Genomic DNA, 17,463 nt, shown 5'->3' on the forward strand with positions numbered 1-17,463 from the left:
GAATACGGCGGGGTATTTCATTGCCGGCGCATGACAGAAACCGGATTTGCGGCCGGTTTTCACTGCCAGCCCGGTTTACGTTTCTCGAAGAAGGCGCTGATGCCCTCGGGGGCCTCCTGCCCTTCCCAGACTGCCACCAGCCGGTCGATGCTGTCCTCGATCTCGGCCTTGGTGATGCGTGGGCCGAGAAAGCGGCACTGTGCCTTGGCCGCCGCGATCGCCCCCGGCGCGCCAAGAAGGAAAGGCGCAACCTCGGCCTCGACCGCCTTGTCGAGATCGTCCGGGGCAACGCTGCGCGCGGCAAGGTTCAGCGCCACCGCCTCGGATGCATCGAAGACCCGCCCCGAGAAGAACACCCGCCGCGCCCGGTCCTCGCCCATCCGGGCCAGCACATAGGGGCCGATGGTCGCCGGGATCAGGCCCAGCTTGACCTCGGTCAGTCCGAATTTCGCGGTCCCGGCGACGATGGCGATATCGCAGACCGACATCATCCCGATCCCGCCGCCAAAGGCATTGCCATGCACCCGCCCGATCAGGGGCTTTGGCAAAAGGTTCAGTGCCGAGAGCATGCCCGCAAGAACCCGCGCGCCCGCCCGTCTTGTATCGGCATCGGCGGCGATCTGCTGTTTCATCCAGCCCAGATCCCCGCCCGCGCAGAAGCTGGCGCCCTCGCCCGCCAGCACCACGACCCGCACAGCCGGATCGGCGCCAAGCTGCGCCGCCGCCGCCGTCAGATCCTCGATCAGTTGCTGCGAGAGTGCGTTATGCTTGTCGGGGCGTGCCATCCATAATGTGGCGACGCCGCGCGTGTCGGTTTCGGTCCGGATCGTCTCAAACATTCTCACCCTCCCGCATGGCGCGCGCCATGGCCGCGGCCCTTTCGATCACATCCATGTCCAGCCCGGTCGCATAGCCCGCCGCCGCCAGATGCGCCGCCACGGCTTCGGTCGCGACATTTCCCCTGGCGCCCGGAGCATAGGGGCAGCCGCCCAGGCCCCCGACCGCCGCGTCGAACACGCGCAACCCGCGCGCCAGCGAAGCATCGATATTTTCGAGCGCCCGGCCAGCGGTATCGTGATAATGCCCGGCGAGCCGTTCCGGCGGCAACTCGTCCAGCACCGCCGCCAGCATGGCGTCGATGGTCTCTGGGCGGCCCCGGCCGATGGTGTCGCCAAGGCTGACCTCGTAGCAGCCCATATCGCGCAGCGCCGCCGCCACGCGGGCCGCATTGGACGGGGGAGTCGGGCCGTCAAAGGGGCAATCGGTCACCACACTGACATAGCCGCGCACGGGAATCCCGTCGGCCCGCGCGGCCTCGGCCACCGGGGCGAAGCGTTCCAGCGACTCGGCAATCGTCGCGTTCAGATTGGCCTTGCTGAAGCCTTCGGATGCGCTGGCAAAGATCGCCACCTCGCTGGCCCGCGCGGATTTCGCCGCCTCAAAGCCCTTCATGTTCGGCGTCAGCACCGCATAGCTGACACCCGGCTTACGGGCGATCCCGGCCATGACCTCGGCGGCGTCGCCCATCTGCGGCACCCATTTCGGGGAGACGAAGCTGGTCACCTCGATGCGCCGGAAACCGGCCTGCGAGAGCAGATCGACCAGCGCGATCTTTTCCGCCGCCGGGATCAGGCGCTTTTCATTCTGCAGCCCGTCGCGGGGGCCCATCTCGAATATCTCGACGGTCTCAGGCATCGGGCACCTCGTAGAATTCCCTGGCATAGATCAATTGCCCGCCCGGTTCCGGCAGGGTCGCCCGGAATGCCGGGCGCGCCTTGCAGCGCTCTAAATACGCGATCAGCGCGGGGCGGTCATCGAAGCGCACGAAACGCGCGGCGATATAGACCGAATAGCCCACCGCGCAATCGACGCCCGAGAAGCCCTCGGGCATCAGCCAGTCCTGCCCGGCGACGGTCTGCGCCACCAGCCCGAGCGTGCGCGACAGGCGTGCCGCCTCCAGCCGCATCACGGTGGGCGAGCGCATGTAATCCTCGCGCAGCACGATGTGATGCTGGGTCAGGTTGGCCAGATGCTGTCCCAATGTTTCCGCGAAATGCAGCCAGTTCAGCCAGTCGGCCCGCCCCTCGGCGCCGGGCGCGCGCATCAGTTCGGGGGCGCGGGTCTCGCAGAGATACTCGATGCAGGCGCCGGATTCGCGGATCAGATGCCCGTCCACCTGCAGCGCCGGGACGCGCCCCGCCGGATGGATATCGCTATAGGGAGGCTGGCGCATGGACTTGTCGAAAAACGACAACTCGCGCAGATCGTAATCGCAGCCGATCTCTTCCAGCAGCCAGCGCACCCGCATCGAGCGCGACAGCGGCACATGCCACAGGACGGGACGGTCGCTCATTCCTCTTCCTCCTCCAGACGGATCAGCGGCGCGCCCGCCTCGACCTGATCCCCGGCCGCCGCCATCACCTCGGCCACCACGCCGTCGCGCCATGCGGTCAGGCTATGCTCCATCTTCATCGCCTCCAGAACGGCAAGCCGGTCGCCCGCCTTCACCGCCTGCCCGGCCTTCACATGCACGGATTTCACCAGCCCCGGCATGGGCGCCAGCGTAACCTCGTCACCCGCAGCGGAGGCATCGCGGGCCAGCGGATCCAGCGGCACCAGATGCACGGTGCGGCCCCCGAAGACGCTGACTCCGGCATCATGGCTGACGATCCGGTGACGCATCAGGGTCTCGTCCACCCACCAGCGCCCGTCCCGCCAGCGAACCTCATGGGCGGAGCCGGCGTCCAGCGTGACCCGCGCGGCACCGGGGCCAAGGACTTCCAGCACCGCCTCGCCGCCCTCCCATGCAATGGTCCGGCGCAAAGGCTGCCACAGCGTCGCCCCGCCCTTCACCCGCGGATCGGCCAGCCCGGCCAGCCCGATCACCGCCAGTGCCCTGACACGGGGATCGGCTTCGGCCGCCGCAACCAGCGCCTCCAGGTCGCGGCCGATCAGGCCGGTATCCACCTCGCCCTCGCGGAAACCCTCATGCCTTGTCAGCGCGATCAGGAAATCGAGATTGGTGACAGAGCCCGCCACCTCGGTATCGACAAGGGCCGATTCCAGCGCCCGCAAGGCGACCGCGCGGGTCGGGCCATGGGTCACGATCTTGGCGATCATCGGGTCATACCACGGGCTGATCGCGTCGCCCTGCCGCACGCCGGTCTCGATCCGCGCGGCATCGGGAAATTGCAGATGCGCCAGCCGACCGGTCGCGGGCAGGAAACCCGCAGGGACATCCTCGGCATAAAGCCGCGCCTCGAAGGCATGGCCGGTGATCCGCAGATCCTCCTGCCGGGCGGGCAAGGGCTCGCCGCTGGCGACGCGAAGCTGCCATTCGACCAGGTCGATGCCAGTGATCGCCTCGGTCACGGGATGCTCGACCTGCAGCCGGGTGTTCATCTCCATGAACCAGAAACCGTCCGTGCGCAGCCCGCCCGAGCCATCGACGATGAATTCGATCGTGCCCGCGCCCTTGTAGCCGATCGCCTCGGCGGCACGGGTCGCGGCAGCGCCCATGACCTTGCGCATCTCGGCCGTCATGCCGGGGGCCGGGGCCTCCTCGATCACCTTCTGGTGGCGGCGCTGCAAGGAGCAATCCCGCTCGAACAGATGAACCGCGCGATGCCCGTCGCCAAAGACCTGCACCTCGATATGGCGGGGCCGCAGGATGTATTTCTCGATCAGCACGTCGGGATTGCCGAAAGCGTTCCTCGCCTCGGACTGGGCCGAGGCCAGCGCATCGGCGAACGCGCCCGGGTCGTCCACCCGGCGCATCCCCTTGCCGCCACCGCCCGCCACGGCCTTGATCAGCACCGGGTAGCCGATCCTCCCGGCCTCCTGCGCCAGATGGGCGGGGTCCTGATCCGCGCCGTGATAACCCGGCACGACCGGCACCCCGGCCTCTTCCATCAGCGCCTTGGCGGCATCCTTCAGCCCCATCGCCCGAATCGCCCTGGCCGACGGACCGATAAAGACCAGCCCCGCCGCCTCGACCGCATCGACGAAATCGGGATTCTCGGACAGGAAGCCGTAACCGGGATGGATCGCCTGCGCCCCGGTGGCCTTGGCGGCCTCGATGATCCGGTCGCCTTGCAGGTAACTGTCCGCCGGAGCGGGACCGCCCAGATACACGGCCTCGTCGGCCATGGCGACATGGCGGGCGGCGCGGTCGGCATCGGAATAGACGGCGACGCTCGCAACTCCCAAGCGGTGGCAGGAATCGATGACTCGGCAGGCGATTTCGCCGCGATTGGCAATCAGGATCTTTTGGAACATGGCAGGTCCTTGGCTTGGCGGGCGCCGGGGGCTTCGCGCCCGCCGCCGGCTGGTTCTCGAACCGGTGGCGCACCAACCGGCGGCCCCGCGAGGTATTTGCACAAAGAAGAAGAGGTCATCCGAGCGCCTCTTCGAGATATCGGGCAGTGACTTCGTCAAAGGCGACCAGCGTCACCTGAAGGGATTCTCCATGAGCCCGGATCGTTTCAACGGCGATACGGGCGGCGCGGTCGGGCGGAAAACCGTAGATGCCGGTCGAGATGGCCGGGAAGGCGATGCTGGCAAGCCCGTGCTCGCGGGCCAGCACGAGACTGTTGCGATAGGCCGAGGCAAGCAGGCCGTCCTCGCCCTGATCGCCTCCGCGCCAGACCGGGCCGACCGTATGGATGACATGCCGGGCGCGCAGATCGTAGCCGCCGGTGATGCGCGCCTCCCCCGTCGGGCAGCCGCCGATCCTGCGGCATTCCTCCAGCAAACCGGGTCCTGCCGCGCGATGGATCGCGCCATCGACGCCGCCGCCGCCAAGCAGCGTCCCGTTGGCCGCGTTGACGATGGCATCCACGGTCAATGTGGTGATATCTCCCTGCCAGACCCGTATCATTCCGGTTCCTTCTTCTTTGCCAAAATACCTCCGCCGGAGGCATCCATCGCTGCCACAATCACATCCGGAAGACACCGAAGCGCGTCGGCGCAATCGGCGCGTTCAGGCTGGCGCGCAGCGACAGGGCCAGCACATCGCGGCTCTTGCACGGATCGATGATACCGTCATCCCAAAGCCGCGCCGAGGCATAGAGCGGGTGCGACTGGCGCTCGAACATCTCGATGGTGGGGCGCTTGAACTCCGCCTCTTCCTCGGCGGACCAGCTGCCGCCCTGCCGCTCGATCCCGTCGCGCTTGACGGTGGCCAGCACGCCCGCCGCCTGTTCCCCGCCCATCACCGAGATCCGGCTGTTGGGCCATGTCCACAGGAAACGCGGCGAATAGGCGCGGCCTGCCATGCCATAGTTCCCTGCCCCGAAAGAGCCGCCGACCAGCATGGTGATCTTGGGCACCGAAGTCGTGGCCACAGCGGTCACCATCTTGGCGCCGTGGCGGGCGATGCCCTCGTTCTCGTATTTGCGCCCGACCATGAAGCCGGTGATGTTTTGCAGGAACACCAGCGGGATGCCGCGTTGCGAGCACAATTCGATGAAATGCGCGCCCTTCTGCGCGGCCTCGGAGAACAGCACGCCGTTATTCGCCACGATGCCGACCGGGCAGCCCTCGACATGGGCGAAACCCGTCACCAGCGTCTCGCCGAAACGCGCCTTGAACTCGTCGAAGCGCGAGCCGTCCACAATGCGGGCGATCACCTCGCGGATGTCATAGGGGGTGCGCAGATCCGCGGGCACGACGCCAAGGATCTCGTCGGGGTCATAGGCCGGGGGTTCGGGCGATTGCCAGAGGACGCTTTCGGGCATCCGGCGGTTGAGATTGCCGATGGTGCGGCGGGCCAGCGCCAGTGCATGGGCGTCATCCTCGGCCAGGTAATCGGCCACGCCCGACAGGCGGGTATGGACATCGCCGCCGCCCAGATCCTCGGCCGTCACGACCTCTCCGGTGGCGGCCTTGACCAGCGGCGGACCGGCGAGGAAGATCGTGCCCTGGTCGCGGACGATGATCGTCACGTCCGACATGGCGGGCACATAGGCGCCGCCCGCGGTGCAGGAGCCCATGACCACGGCGACCTGCGGGATGCCTTTGGCCGACATCTGCGCCTGGTTGTAGAAGATGCGTCCGAAATGGTCGCGGTCGGGAAAGACCTCGTCCTGGTTGGGCAGGTTCGCGCCGCCGCTATCGACCAGATAGACGCAGGGCAGATGACATTCCGCCGCGATCTCTTGCGCACGCAGGTGCTTTTTCACCGTCATCGGGTAATAGGTGCCGCCCTTCACCGTGGCGTCATTGGCGACGACCATCACGTCCTGGCCATGAACCCGCCCGATCCCGGCGATCACTCCCGCCCCCGGCGCTGCGCCATCATACATGCCATGCGCCGCCACAGCCCCGATTTCCAGAAAGGGCGAGCCGGGATCGAGCAGGTTCGCCACCCGTTCACGCGGAGGCATCTTGCCGCGGCTGACATGGCGCTCCATCGACCTGGCCCCGCCCCCGGCGGCGGCTGCCTCGGCGGCCTCGCGGGCGGTGGCGAGCAGCGCGAGATGCGCTTCGCGATTAGCCTTGAAAGCATCGGACGTGGTCAGGGCGGCGGATCTGAGTTTCATGCGCGGCGGGCTCCGATCTGGAAAAATTCGGTCGTCATCTGGCGTCGGTTGCGGGGAAATGCGTCATCCATCCCTGCCTCCCTCGTTCTCGGCAATCGCCAGTTGCCGCAATTCCCGCCGCATCACCTTGCCGGTCACGGTCATTGGAAGAGCGTCAAGAAAGGCGATCTCGCGCGGGTAGGAATGAGCGGCAGAGAGGCGTCTGGCGTGGGACTGCAATTCGCAGGCCAGTTCGTCCGATGGATGAAATTTATCCCGCAACACGATGTAAGCCTTGACGATTTCTGTTCTTACGGGGTCGGGCTTGCCGATAACCCCTACCTGTGCGACCGCGGGATGTTTCAGCAGGCAGTCCTCGATCTCGGAGGGGCCGATGCGGTAGCCCGCCGATGTGATCACGTCATCGTCGCGCCCGACAAAGCGGATATAGCCGTCCTCGATCACGCCTCGGTCGCCGGTAACAAGCCAGTCGCCACGAAATTTCCCGGCCGTCGCATCGGGGCGGTTCCAGTATTCCAGCATCATCGAACCGGCCCCGCGCCGCACGGCGATATCGCCCTCGGCATCGGTCGGCTGGCCGCTTTCGTCGATCACCCGGACATCGAAGCCCGGCACGGCCTTGCCGATCGATCCGGGGCGGGCGGCGAACATCGACGAGGCCGAGGATGCCACCATGTTGCATTCGGTCTGGCCGTAGAACTCGTTGATCGTCAGGCCGAAGGCCCGCCGCCCCCAATCCAGCATCTCGGCCCCGAGCGTCTCTCCGCCCGAGGCGACCGAGCGCAACCCGATAATCGAGATATCGGCGGCCTTCAGCATCTTCAGCGCGGTCGGCGGGAAGAAGATGTTCCGCACGCCGCAATCGGCGATCAGCCGGACCGTTTCGGAAGGATCGAATTTCGGCATCCGAACCGCCACCACCGGCACACCGAGCGCGAGCCCCGGCATCAGCACGTCGAACAGCCCCCCGATCCATGCCCAATCCGCCGGCGTCCACAGGCAGTCGCCGGGCTGGCCCAGCAGGTCATGGCTCATCTCGACGCCCGGCAGATGGCCGGTCAGCAGGCGATGGCCGTGCAGCGCGCCCTTGGGCGCCCCGGTCGTGCCCGAGGTATAGATGATTACCGCCGGGTCTTCGGGACCGGTCGGAAGGGTGGCGAAGGGGCCAGGCTTGGGCAATCCATCCTCGGGCACGATCACCCGCAGATCCGGGAAGGCGCGCAGCATCTCGCGCCCCTCGGCATCGGCGATCACCGTGCGGACACCGGCATCGCGCAGACGCAGTTCCAGTGCCTCGGGACCGAACAGCTTGAACAGCGGGATCGAGATCGCCGCCGATTTCCACACCGCCAGATGCGCCGCCGCCGTCCATGCCGATTGCGTGCGCAGCACCGCCACCCTCTCGCCCCGCTCCGCCTGCAGCGCATGGGCCAATGCCGCCGCCATCTGCGACAGTTCCGCATAGGTCACGGGATGCGGGGTGCCGTCATACTCGATGATCGCCACGCGCGCGCCGTGATGCGACAGGCATTGATCGGCCATGTTCAGGCGGGCGGGCCATTCCCATCTGAAGTCGCGCCAAAGCGCAGGATAGTCATGACCGGCCAACATGGTCATTCGGGCATGTCCCTTAACCGGGCATTCAGCAGCGCCCAATGCCGTGCGGCCTCGTCCCTCTGGCATTCCAGCCGGGCGAGTTCGCCGCTCGCCTCGCGGGCAGTTGCGGCATCCGCCCTGTAATCGCACAGGCTGTCGCGGAAACCGATCCATGCATGCTCGGTCTGCCGCAGCATTTCCTGCGGCTTGATCCCCGCCTCGGCTTCCTTGTCCAAAAGCGCCTGATAGGTTTCGCTCAGCTTCGCCTCCCAGGCCTGATGCGAAGCGTCGAGACAGTTTTTCTCGACAAAATCGGGATCATCTCCGGTATATTTCGTCTCTGCATATTCACGGCAAGCCTGCATCCCGGCATCCGCGCAATTGCCGCCCTCTCCCGCCCCGATGCACCGGTCGATCGCCGCCGGGTCCAGCCCCGAGGCATCGCCCGCAAATACCGGCGCGGATACCGTCAGCCCTGCCACGGCGAAAAGAAGCTGCAACAGTCTCATATTTTTCCTCCTCCTCGCTGCCTAGCGTTCCCTGTATCGCTCCAGCCGCAATGCCTGCTCCGCTGTGATCGACAGCGCGCATCCCGCCAAGGCAACCGCCGCGCCGCTACCGCTTCCCCACAAGGAGCGCTCATAGGCGCAACTGCTGTCACGGAACGCGATCCAGTCGCGCTGCATCTGCTTCAGGGCGGCCGCCTGTTTCGGGGCGGATGGGTCGGCCTTGGCGTTGATCCGGTCCATCTCCTCGGCCTGCGCCATCGCCGCCGCGTAGGCATCGTTCAAACGGGCATCCCAAAACCCGGTTTCCCGGCTTTGGCATTGCACCATTCCGGCCGTGGTATCTCCGCCCTCTTCTTTCATGCATTGCCCTGCGGCCAGACCGATGCAGCTTTCGGCATCCCGTTCCTCGCCTTGTTCGGCCCGCAAGGATGCGTTGTCGAGACAGGTCTCGAGCAAGGAAGGGTCGAACGCCGGCATGCCGTCATCCTGTGCCATGGCCGCGCCCGCCATCATCATGAGCGCAATGACAACCCCGCGCATCAGACCAGCCCCATCAGTTCCCGCCCGATCAGCATCCGGCGGATTTCGCTGGTGCCCGCGCCGATCTCCATCAGCTTGGCGTCGCGGAACAGGCGGCTGACCACGCTGTCATTCAGGAAACCGGCTCCGCCCAGGGCCTGCACCGCCTGATGCGCCTGAACCATCGCCTGCTCGGAGGCGTAAAGCACCGCGCCCGCCGCGTCCTGCCGCGTCACCTTGCCCGCGTCGCAGGCCCTAGCCACCTCGTAGACATAGGCGCGCGCGGTGTTCAGGGCGACATACATATCGGCGATCTTGCCCTGCATGAGCTGGAACGACCCGATCGGCTGGCCGAACTGCTTGCGCTCGGCGACATAGGGCATCACCTCGTCCAGGCAGGCCGCCATAATTCCGGTGCCGATGCCCGACAGCACCAGCCGCTCGTAGTCGAGGCCCGACATCAGGACACGCACGCCGCGGCCCTCCTCGCCCAGCACGTTCTCGAACGGGATCTCGCAATTCTCGAAGATCAGCTCGCCCGTGTTCGAGCCGCGCATCCCCAGCTTGTCGAAATGCGGGCTGGTCGAGAAACCCTGCATCCCGCGTTCGACGATGAATGCGGTGATGCCCTTGCTGCCGGCATCCGGGTCGGTCTTTGCATACACAACCAGCGTCTGTGCATCCGGCGCATTGGTGATCCAGTATTTATTGCCGTTCAGCACGTAGCGGTCATTCTTCTTCTCGGCCCGCAGCTTCATGCCAACGACATCGCTGCCCGCCCCTTCCTCGGACATGGCCAGCGCGCCGACATGCTCACCGCTGCACAGTTTGGGCAGGTATTTCGCCCGCTGCTCATCGGTGCCGTTCAGCTTGATCTGGTTCACACACAGATTCGAATGCGCGCCATAGGACAGGCTGACCGAAGCCGATGCCCGGGCGATCTCCTCTGTCGCCACGACATGCGCCAGATAGCCCATGCCGGAACCGCCGAACTCCTCGGGCACGGTGATGCCCAGCAGGCCCAGTTCGCCCATCTCTGTCCATAGCTCGTTGGGAAATTCGTTCTTGCGGTCCACCTCTGCCGCCATGGGCCTGACGCGATCCTGCGCCCAACGATGCACCATCTCGCGCAGCGCATTCACATCCTCGCCCAGATCGAACTGCATTCCTCGGGTGAACATCGCGCCCCCTCCTCCCATTTATTGAACATATGTTCATTTAATGTAAATACGCCAAGCAGATCCCCTGCGTCAAGCAAAAGCCTGCGCCCGATCCCGCTACAGGTCAATATTGCCGCTTTCGACCCTGGAATGATTGCGATAGTCCTGCCTGGTGTCGAAACCGGGACGGAGCGGCTCATGCGGCTGAAACTTCTGCGCCACGCCCCGCCGCTGAGCGGGGGACGATTGGCCGGCCGCCGCGATATCGATGCCGATTGCAGCGATTCGACCGCCTGCGCGCGGATGCGGCGCATGATCGGCGATCCCGGGCGGGTGATCTGCAGTCCGGCGCTGCGCTGTCTGCAGACCGCCGCCGCATTGGGGCTTGAGGTCACCGGCACCAGCCCGGCCTTGTGGGAGCAGGATTACGGCGATTGGGAGGGGCGGCGCTACGAGGATTTGCCCGATCTTGGCAATCTTGAGCCGGAGCGGATCGCCGCGCATCGGCCCGAGGGTGGCGAAAGCTTCGACGACATGGCCGCGCGTGTCCGGCCCGAATTGCAGGCATTGACGGATGATACCTTGATCGTCGCCCATGCCGGAACCGTCCGGGCGGCATTGTCGCTGGTGGTGGGCGCAGCGGCCCTGTCCTTTTCGGTCGCGCCGCTATCGCTGACGATCATGCGCCGGACCGGCAGGGGGTGGGCGGTCGAGGCGGTCAACCTGACGGCGGAGGCGGAATGTTTGCCCTGAGTGCCCTGATCGCCCTGCTGGCCGATGCGCTTCTCGGCTGGCCCGATGCGCTATATCGCCGTCTTGGCCATCCGGTGGTCTGGATCGGCGCATTGATCGAGCGGCTGGACCACCGGATGAACCGGGGCAGTGAACGCTTTGGCAAGGGCATGGCGGCCAGCCTGATCGTCATCGCGGCGGCGGTCCTGCCCGCACTGATCCTGCAATCCTTGCTGGGTCCGGTCATCGCCGGGCTGCTGGCATGGCCGCTGGTCGCTGCACGGTCCCTGCATGATCACCTGCGCGCGGTTGAAACACCGCTTCTGGCGGGCAATCTGAAAGCCGCGCGCGAGGCGACATCGATGATCGTGGGGCGTGACGTCTCCCGCGCCGACGAGGCCGCCCTGTCCCGCGCCGGCATCGAGAGCCTGGCCGAGAACGCCTCGGACGGTGTGGTCGCGCCGCTGTTCTGGGCGGCGGCGGCCGGGCTGCCCGGAATCGCGGCCTACAAGGCGATCAACACGCTGGACTCGATGATCGGGCACCGGACGCCGCGTCATCAGGAATTCGGCCGTTTCGCGGCAAGACTGGACGATTTCGCGAACTGGTTGCCGGCGCGGCTGACGGCATTGCTGTTCACGCTCGCCTCCGGCTCCCTGCATCCCTGGCGGATCGCAAGACGCGACGCGGGGGGCCATCGCTCGCCCAATGCCGGCTGGCCCGAGGCCGCAATGGCCGCCGCCCTGAAAGTGCGGCTTTCCGGTCCGCGCATCTATGGCAGCCAAATCGCGGATGAGCCATGGCTGAACGGATCGGATCGCGATCCCGACGCCACCGATATCGAGCCCGCGCTGGCGCTGTATCGGCGGGCAATCATCGCGGGCGGGCTGGTTTTGCTGGTGATCGTCCTGCTTTAAGCATTTGCGGACAGCCCGGCACAAGGCGGGCGCCCGCCATTCGCCTCACCCGAATCACTGGCAAACAGATCCCGCAACTGCTAAATCTGGTAGAATGAACAACCACAGCCCCAATATCCGCCCGATCATCCGGCAACTGGACGAGGCCACCGCCAACCGCATCGCGGCGGGCGAGGTGGTGGAGCGGCCGGCTTCGGCGGTCAAGGAACTGGTCGAGAATGCGCTGGATGCGGGCGCGACCCGGATCGACATCGCCATAGAGGAAGGTGGCAAGCGGCTGATCCGCGTCAGCGATGACGGCTGCGGCATGACGCCCGACGACCTGCCGCTGGCGCTTTCACGCCATGCAACCAGCAAGATCGACGGCAATGACCTTCTGGCGATCAACAGTTTCGGGTTCCGCGGCGAGGCGCTGCCCTCACTGGGCGCGGTGGGACGGCTGACCATCACTTCGCGCGTGGACGGCGATGAGGGTGCGGAAATCTCGGTCACTGCGGGCCGGATCACTCCGCCCCGTCCCGCCGCCGGAAATCGCGGCACGGTGGTCGAGCTGCGCGATCTGTTCTTTGCCACCCCCGCGCGGCTGAAATTCATGCGCAGCGAGCGTGCCGAGACGCAGGCCGTGGCCGAGACCGTTCGCCGCCTCGCCATGGCCGAGCCCTATACCGGCTTTACCCTGAGCGCCGACGGCAAGGAGGCGTTCCGCGCCGATGCCGAGCAAGGGGAACTGTTCGGCGCGCTTCAGGCCCGCCTGGCCCGGGTCATGGGCCGCGATTTCATCGACAATGCCATCGCCATCGATGCCGAGCGCGACGGGTTGACGCTGACCGGCTTTGCCGCCCTGCCGACCTATTCGCGTGGCGCGGCGGTGGCGCAGCATCTTTACGTCAATGGCCGCCCGGTGCGCGACAAGCTGCTGACCGGGGCACTGCGGGCGGGCTACATGGATGTGCTGGCCTCGGGACGGCATCCGGCGGCGGTGCTGTACCTGACCTGCGATCCGCAACTTGTCGATGTGAACGTCCATCCCGCCAAGGCCGAGGTCCGGTTCCGCGATCCCACCGCCGCGCGTGGGCTGGTGGTCAGCGCGCTTCGGCACGGGCTGGCCAATGCCGGGCACCGGGCCTCCTCGACCGTGGGCGATGCGACGCTGGCCGCGTTCCGGCCTGAGCCCGCCCGGTTGAACGCGCCGCCGCCGCGCAATTACCAGATGGATTACCGCCCCTCTGGCGGGGCGATCCGGGCAAGCCTCGATCTGCAGGCGCCCGTGCCGATGCAGGAGACCGGCTTTTCCGAGGCACCCTCCGCCCGGTTCGAGCCCGCGGGTGACGACGCCCCAGCCACGGCCCCCCTTGGGGCGGCACGCGCCCAGATCCACGAGAATTACATTATCGCGCAAAGCGATGACGGGCTGGTCATCGTCGATCAGCATGCCGCGCATGAACGGCTTGTCTACGAACGGCTCAAGGCCCAGGCAGAGGCCAATGGCATCGCCAGCCAGGCCCTGCTGATCCCCGAGATCGTCGAACTGTCCGAAGCCGACGCCGCCCGCATCCTGTCCATCGCCGGTGAACTGGCCGAACTCGGCCTTGTCATCGAGGCATTCGGCGGCGGCGCGGTGGCAGTGCGCGAGGCGCCCGCGATGCTGACCAGGCTGAACGCACAGGCCTTGATCCGCGACATTCTGGACGACCTGTCCGACCAAGGCACCTCGGACCGCCTGCGCGCGCGGCTCGACGCGGTGCTGTCCTCGATGGCCTGCCACGGCTCGGTGCGTTCCGGCCGGCGGATGACCGCCGACGAGATGAACGCATTGCTGCGCGACATGGAACGAACCCCGAAATCCGGCCAGTGCAACCATGGCAGACCCACCTGGGTCAAGCTGCGGCTGGCGGATATCGAGCGGCTCTTCGGCCGCTAGGGACCAGCCCCGGTCAGCCCTTCCGCCCGGCTTCCAGCGCGTCCTCGAAAGTGCGCAGCCCGGTGGTCGGGGCCTGCACCAGCACCGACATGTTGCCGGGCTTGTGCTCGTTTTTATACATCTTCATATGCGCCTGCGGGATCTCGGCCCAGGGGAAAACCTCGGACATGCAGGGATCAAGGCGGCGCTCCAGCATAAGCTGGTTGGCGGCGCTGGCCTGTTTCAGATGAGCGAAATGGCTGCCCTGCACGCGCTTTTGATGCATCCACAGGTAGCGGACATCGAAGGTGCAGTTGAACCCGGTGGTGCCCGCGCAGATCACCACCATGCCGCCCTTCTTGCACACGAAGGTCGAGACCGGGAAGGTCGCCTCGCCCGGATGTTCGAAGACGATATCGACATTGTTGCCCTTGCCGGTGATGTCCCAGATGGCCTTGCCGAACTTGCGGACTTCCTTGAACCAATCGGCATATTCGGGGGTGTTGACCTTGGGAAGCTGACCCCAGCAGTTGAAGTCCTTGCGGTTGATGACGCCCTTGGCGCCAAGGCTCATGACGAAATCGCGCTTGTCCTCTTCGGAGATTACGCCGATGGCATTGCCGCCTGCGGCGTTGATCAACTGGATGGCATAGGAGCCAAGCCCCCCGGAGGCGCCCCAGACCAGCACGTTCATGCCCGGTTTCAGTTCATGCGGTTCATGGCCGAACAGCATCCGGTAGGCGGTGGCCAGCGTTAGCGTGTAGCAGGCCGATTCCTCCCATGTCAGGTGACGCGGGCGGGGCATGAGCTGCTGCGCCTGCACACGGGTGAACTGGGCGAATGAACCGTCCGGCGTCTCGTATCCCCAGATGCGCTGGCTGGGCGAATACATCGGATCGCCGCCATTGCAATGCTCGTCATCGCCATCGTCCTGGTTGCAATGGATGACGACCTCGTCGCCGACCTTCCAGCGCTTGACCTTGTCACCCACCGCCCAGACAATCCCGGAGGCATCCGATCCGGCGATGTGATATTCCGCGCCATGCCCGTCAAATGGGCTGATCGGCTGGCCCAGCCCGGCCCAGATACCGTTGTAGTTGACGCCAGCCGCCATCACCAGGACCAGCACCTCGTTGCTGTCGATCGCCGGGGTATCCACGATTTCCAGCTGCATCGCCTTGTCCGGCTCTCCGTGGCGTTCGCGGCGAATGGCCCAGGCATGCATCTGCCTGGGCACATGCCCGAGGGGCGGCATCTCGCCGATCTCGTAAAGATCTTTCTGGGGCGCCTCATAGGGCGCGATCGGGGCATCAAGGGCCATCTGCATCTCCTTCACCGTGCCGCGGTGCAGAATCACCGGGTATCCGAGCTTGTTCCTATGATGGCTTGCGCAATTTTGCAACCATAAGAACTGATAATTTGTAATATTGTGTCTATGCGGTTGTTGAAATTGCCGCGACGCGGCGAATTGACTGCGCATCAATGTTTCTGTATCTGGGATTCAGTCGAAAGATTGTTGCGAGGACTTGAAATGGCCGAGAAAGACAAACCCTGGCTGTTCCGCACCTATGCGGGCCATTCCACGGCCGAAAAGTCGAATGCACTGTACCGGGGCAATCTGGCCAAGGGGCAGACCGGCCTGTCGGTAGCTTTCGATTTGCCCACGCAGACCGGCTATGACAGCGATCACGTGCTGGCACGGGGCGAAGTCGGCAAGGTCGGCGTGCCGATCTGCCATCTTGGCGACATGCGGCTGCTATTCGACCAGATCCCGCTGGAACAGATGAACACCTCGATGACGATCAACGCGACGGCGCCATGGCTGCTGTCGCTCTATATCGCCGTGGCCGAGGAACAGGGGGCGGATGTCACGAAACTGCAGGGCACGGTGCAGAACGACATCATCAAGGAATACCTCTCGCGCGGGACCTATATCTGCCCGCCCAAGCCCTCATTGCGGATGATTACCGACGTGGCGGCCTATACGGCGAAGCACCTGCCGAAATGGAACCCGATGAATGTCTGCTCCTACCACCTGCAAGAAGCCGGGGCGACGCCGCAGCAGGAACTGGCCTATGCGCTGGCCACCGGGATCGCGGTTCTGGACGACCTGAAGGGCAAGGTCCCGGCCGGAGACTTCCCGGCCATGGTCGGGCGAATCAGCTTTTTCGTGAATGCCGGCATCCGCTTCGTGACCGAGATGTGCAAGATGCGCGCCTTCACCGAGCTGTGGGACGAGATCACCGCCACCCGTTACGGTATCGAGGAGCCGAAATACCGGCGTTTCCGCTATGGTGTGCAGGTCAACAGCCTTGGCCTGACGGAGCAGCAGCCGGAAAACAACGTCTACCGCATCCTGCTGGAAATGCTGGCGGTGACGCTGTCGAAAAACGCGCGGGCGCGGGCGGTGCAGCTTCCCGCATGGAACGAGGCGCTCGGGCTCCCCCGGCCATGGGACCAGCAATGGTCGCTGCGAATGCAGCAGATCGTCGCCTACGAGACCGACCTTCTGGAATATGGCGACCTGTTCGACGGTAACCCGGTCATCGCCGCCAGGGTCGAGGAACTCAAGGCGGGTGCGCGCGACGAATTGAAGCTGCTGGACGAGATGGGCGGCGCGATCGCGGCCATCGACTACATGAAATCCCGGCTGGTCGAGTCGAATGCCGAGCGTTTCAACAGGATCGAATCGAACGAGACCGTGGTGGTCGGCGTGAACCGTTGGGAACAGGGCGAGCCCTCGCCGCTGACGGCAGGCGATGGCGGCATCATGACCGTCGATCCGGAGGTCGAGCAGGACCAGATCGCCCGCCTGAACGAATGGCGCGAGACCCGCGACGAGGGTGCCGCCCGGGCCGCGCTGGCCGCGCTGCGCGAGGTGGCGCGGAACGGTGGCAATATCATGCCCCCCTCTGTCGAGGCGGCCAGGGCCGGCGTCACGACCGGCGAATGGGCCGGGGTGATGCGGGAAATCCATGGCGAGTATCGCGGACCCACCGGCGTGTCGGCCTCGCCCTCGAACCGGACCGAGGGGCTGGAGGAGATCCGCGAGGCGGTGGATGCGGTCAGCACCCGCTTGGGGCGGCGTCTGAAATTCGTGGTCGGCAAACCGGGGCTGGACGGGCATTCCAACGGCGCCGAGCAGATCGCCTTCCGCGCCCGCGATTGCGGCATGGATATCACCTATGAAGGCATCCGCCTGACGCCCGAGCAGATCGTCACCCGCGCCCTGGAGGAAGAGGCCCATGTCGTCGGCCTGTCGATCCTGTCGGGCAGCCACCTGCCCCTGATCGAGGAATTGATGGAACGCATGCGCGAGGCGGGGCTGGGTCATATCCCCGTCATCGCCGGCGGGATCATCCCCGAGGAAGACGCGAAACGGCTGCTCGCCATGGGCGTGGCGCGGGTCTATACGCCCAAGGATTTCCAGCTCAACAGGATCATGATGGATATCGTGGCGCTTGTGGAACCGGGAGCGGCGGCGGCCTGATCGTCAGGCCGGCCGGGCCGGTCGGTCTTGCAGGGACGCATTCCTGTCTGGCTCAATCTCCGCAGGCCTGGCGCAATATCCCGGCGTTATCATCCACG

The 17,463-nt window shown here is 65.8% G+C and carries 15 protein-coding genes; 4 read left to right on the plus strand and 11 right to left on the minus strand.

Going from position 1 to position 17,463, the window contains the following annotated elements; genetic code table 11:
- Positions 1-59 precede the first annotated feature (59 nt).
- The 10 genes from C9E81_RS07150 to C9E81_RS07195 all read right to left on the minus strand — a co-directional run bounded on the left by C9E81_RS07150 (position 60) and on the right by C9E81_RS07195 (position 10,347).
- Positions 60-839, minus strand: a complete 780-nt coding sequence (locus C9E81_RS07150) for a crotonase/enoyl-CoA hydratase family protein (protein ID WP_122111600.1) — start codon at positions 837-839, stop codon at positions 60-62.
- Positions 832-1,695: a hydroxymethylglutaryl-CoA lyase gene (locus C9E81_RS07155; RefSeq protein WP_122111601.1), complete on the minus strand. Its 864-nt coding sequence runs from the start codon at positions 1,693-1,695 to the stop codon at positions 832-834. Before C9E81_RS07155 ends, C9E81_RS07150 begins: the two co-directional genes overlap by 8 nt.
- A complete protein-coding gene (locus C9E81_RS07160) occupies positions 1,688-2,353 on the minus strand; it encodes a glutathione S-transferase family protein (protein WP_122111602.1) in 666 nt (221 codons plus the stop codon). The genes C9E81_RS07155 and C9E81_RS07160 overlap by 8 nt, the downstream gene beginning before the upstream one ends.
- Positions 2,350-4,278 (minus strand): acetyl-CoA carboxylase biotin carboxylase subunit, encoded by a 1,929-nt coding sequence (locus tag C9E81_RS07165; protein WP_122111603.1) that lies wholly within the window; start codon positions 4,276-4,278, stop codon positions 2,350-2,352. Before C9E81_RS07165 ends, C9E81_RS07160 begins: the two co-directional genes overlap by 4 nt.
- A 115-nt stretch (positions 4,279-4,393) precedes the next feature.
- Positions 4,394-4,879 (minus strand): O-acetyl-ADP-ribose deacetylase, encoded by a 486-nt coding sequence (locus C9E81_RS07170; protein ID WP_122111604.1) that lies wholly within the window; start codon positions 4,877-4,879, stop codon positions 4,394-4,396.
- Positions 4,880-4,937: 58 nt separating this feature from the next.
- The gene (locus tag C9E81_RS07175) at positions 4,938-6,542 is read right to left on the minus strand and encodes a carboxyl transferase domain-containing protein (protein WP_122111605.1); all 1,605 of its coding nucleotides are present in this window, start codon (positions 6,540-6,542) and stop codon (positions 4,938-4,940) included.
- Between the two features lie 63 nt (positions 6,543-6,605).
- Complete coding sequence (locus C9E81_RS07180) at positions 6,606-8,153, minus strand: AMP-binding protein (protein ID WP_122111850.1); 1,548 nt, start codon at positions 8,151-8,153, stop codon at positions 6,606-6,608.
- 2 nt (positions 8,154-8,155) lie between these two features.
- A complete protein-coding gene (locus C9E81_RS07185) occupies positions 8,156-8,647 on the minus strand; it encodes a lysozyme inhibitor LprI family protein (protein WP_122111606.1) in 492 nt (163 codons plus the stop codon).
- A gap of 21 nt (positions 8,648-8,668) precedes the next feature.
- Positions 8,669-9,187: a lysozyme inhibitor LprI family protein gene (locus C9E81_RS07190; protein WP_122111607.1), complete on the minus strand. Its 519-nt coding sequence runs from the start codon at positions 9,185-9,187 to the stop codon at positions 8,669-8,671.
- A complete protein-coding gene (locus C9E81_RS07195) occupies positions 9,187-10,347 on the minus strand; it encodes an isovaleryl-CoA dehydrogenase (RefSeq protein WP_122111608.1) in 1,161 nt (386 codons plus the stop codon). Before C9E81_RS07195 ends, C9E81_RS07190 begins: the two co-directional genes overlap by 1 nt.
- Before the next feature lie 177 nt (positions 10,348-10,524).
- Here C9E81_RS07195 and C9E81_RS07200 point away from each other — a divergent pair, with 177 nt between their 5' ends.
- The 3 genes from C9E81_RS07200 (at position 10,525) to mutL (ending at position 13,896) form a co-directional block, all read left to right on the plus strand.
- The gene (locus C9E81_RS07200; RefSeq protein ID WP_122111609.1) at positions 10,525-11,079 is read left to right on the plus strand and encodes a histidine phosphatase family protein; all 555 of its coding nucleotides are present in this window, start codon (positions 10,525-10,527) and stop codon (positions 11,077-11,079) included.
- A complete protein-coding gene (gene cbiB / locus C9E81_RS07205) occupies positions 11,067-11,975 on the plus strand; it encodes an adenosylcobinamide-phosphate synthase CbiB (protein WP_122111610.1) in 909 nt (302 codons plus the stop codon). The genes C9E81_RS07200 and cbiB overlap by 13 nt, the downstream gene beginning before the upstream one ends.
- 94 nt (positions 11,976-12,069) lie before the next feature.
- Positions 12,070-13,896 (plus strand): DNA mismatch repair endonuclease MutL, encoded by a 1,827-nt coding sequence (gene mutL, locus C9E81_RS07210; RefSeq protein WP_122111611.1) that lies wholly within the window; start codon positions 12,070-12,072, stop codon positions 13,894-13,896.
- Between the two features lie 13 nt (positions 13,897-13,909).
- Here mutL and ccrA read toward each other — a convergent pair whose 3' ends face one another.
- Positions 13,910-15,196, minus strand: coding sequence for a crotonyl-CoA carboxylase/reductase (gene ccrA, locus C9E81_RS07215; protein ID WP_122111612.1), 1,287 nt, complete (start codon positions 15,194-15,196; stop codon positions 13,910-13,912).
- A 210-nt stretch (positions 15,197-15,406) separates the two neighbouring features.
- Between ccrA and C9E81_RS07220 the strand changes: the two genes are divergently transcribed.
- Positions 15,407-17,365 (plus strand): protein meaA, encoded by a 1,959-nt coding sequence (locus C9E81_RS07220; RefSeq protein ID WP_122111613.1) that lies wholly within the window; start codon positions 15,407-15,409, stop codon positions 17,363-17,365.
- Positions 17,366-17,463: the final 98 nt, after the last annotated feature.

This window comes from Paracoccus alkanivorans (assembly GCF_003697785.1).
GTDB lineage: Bacteria > Pseudomonadota > Alphaproteobacteria > Rhodobacterales > Rhodobacteraceae > Paracoccus > Paracoccus alkanivorans.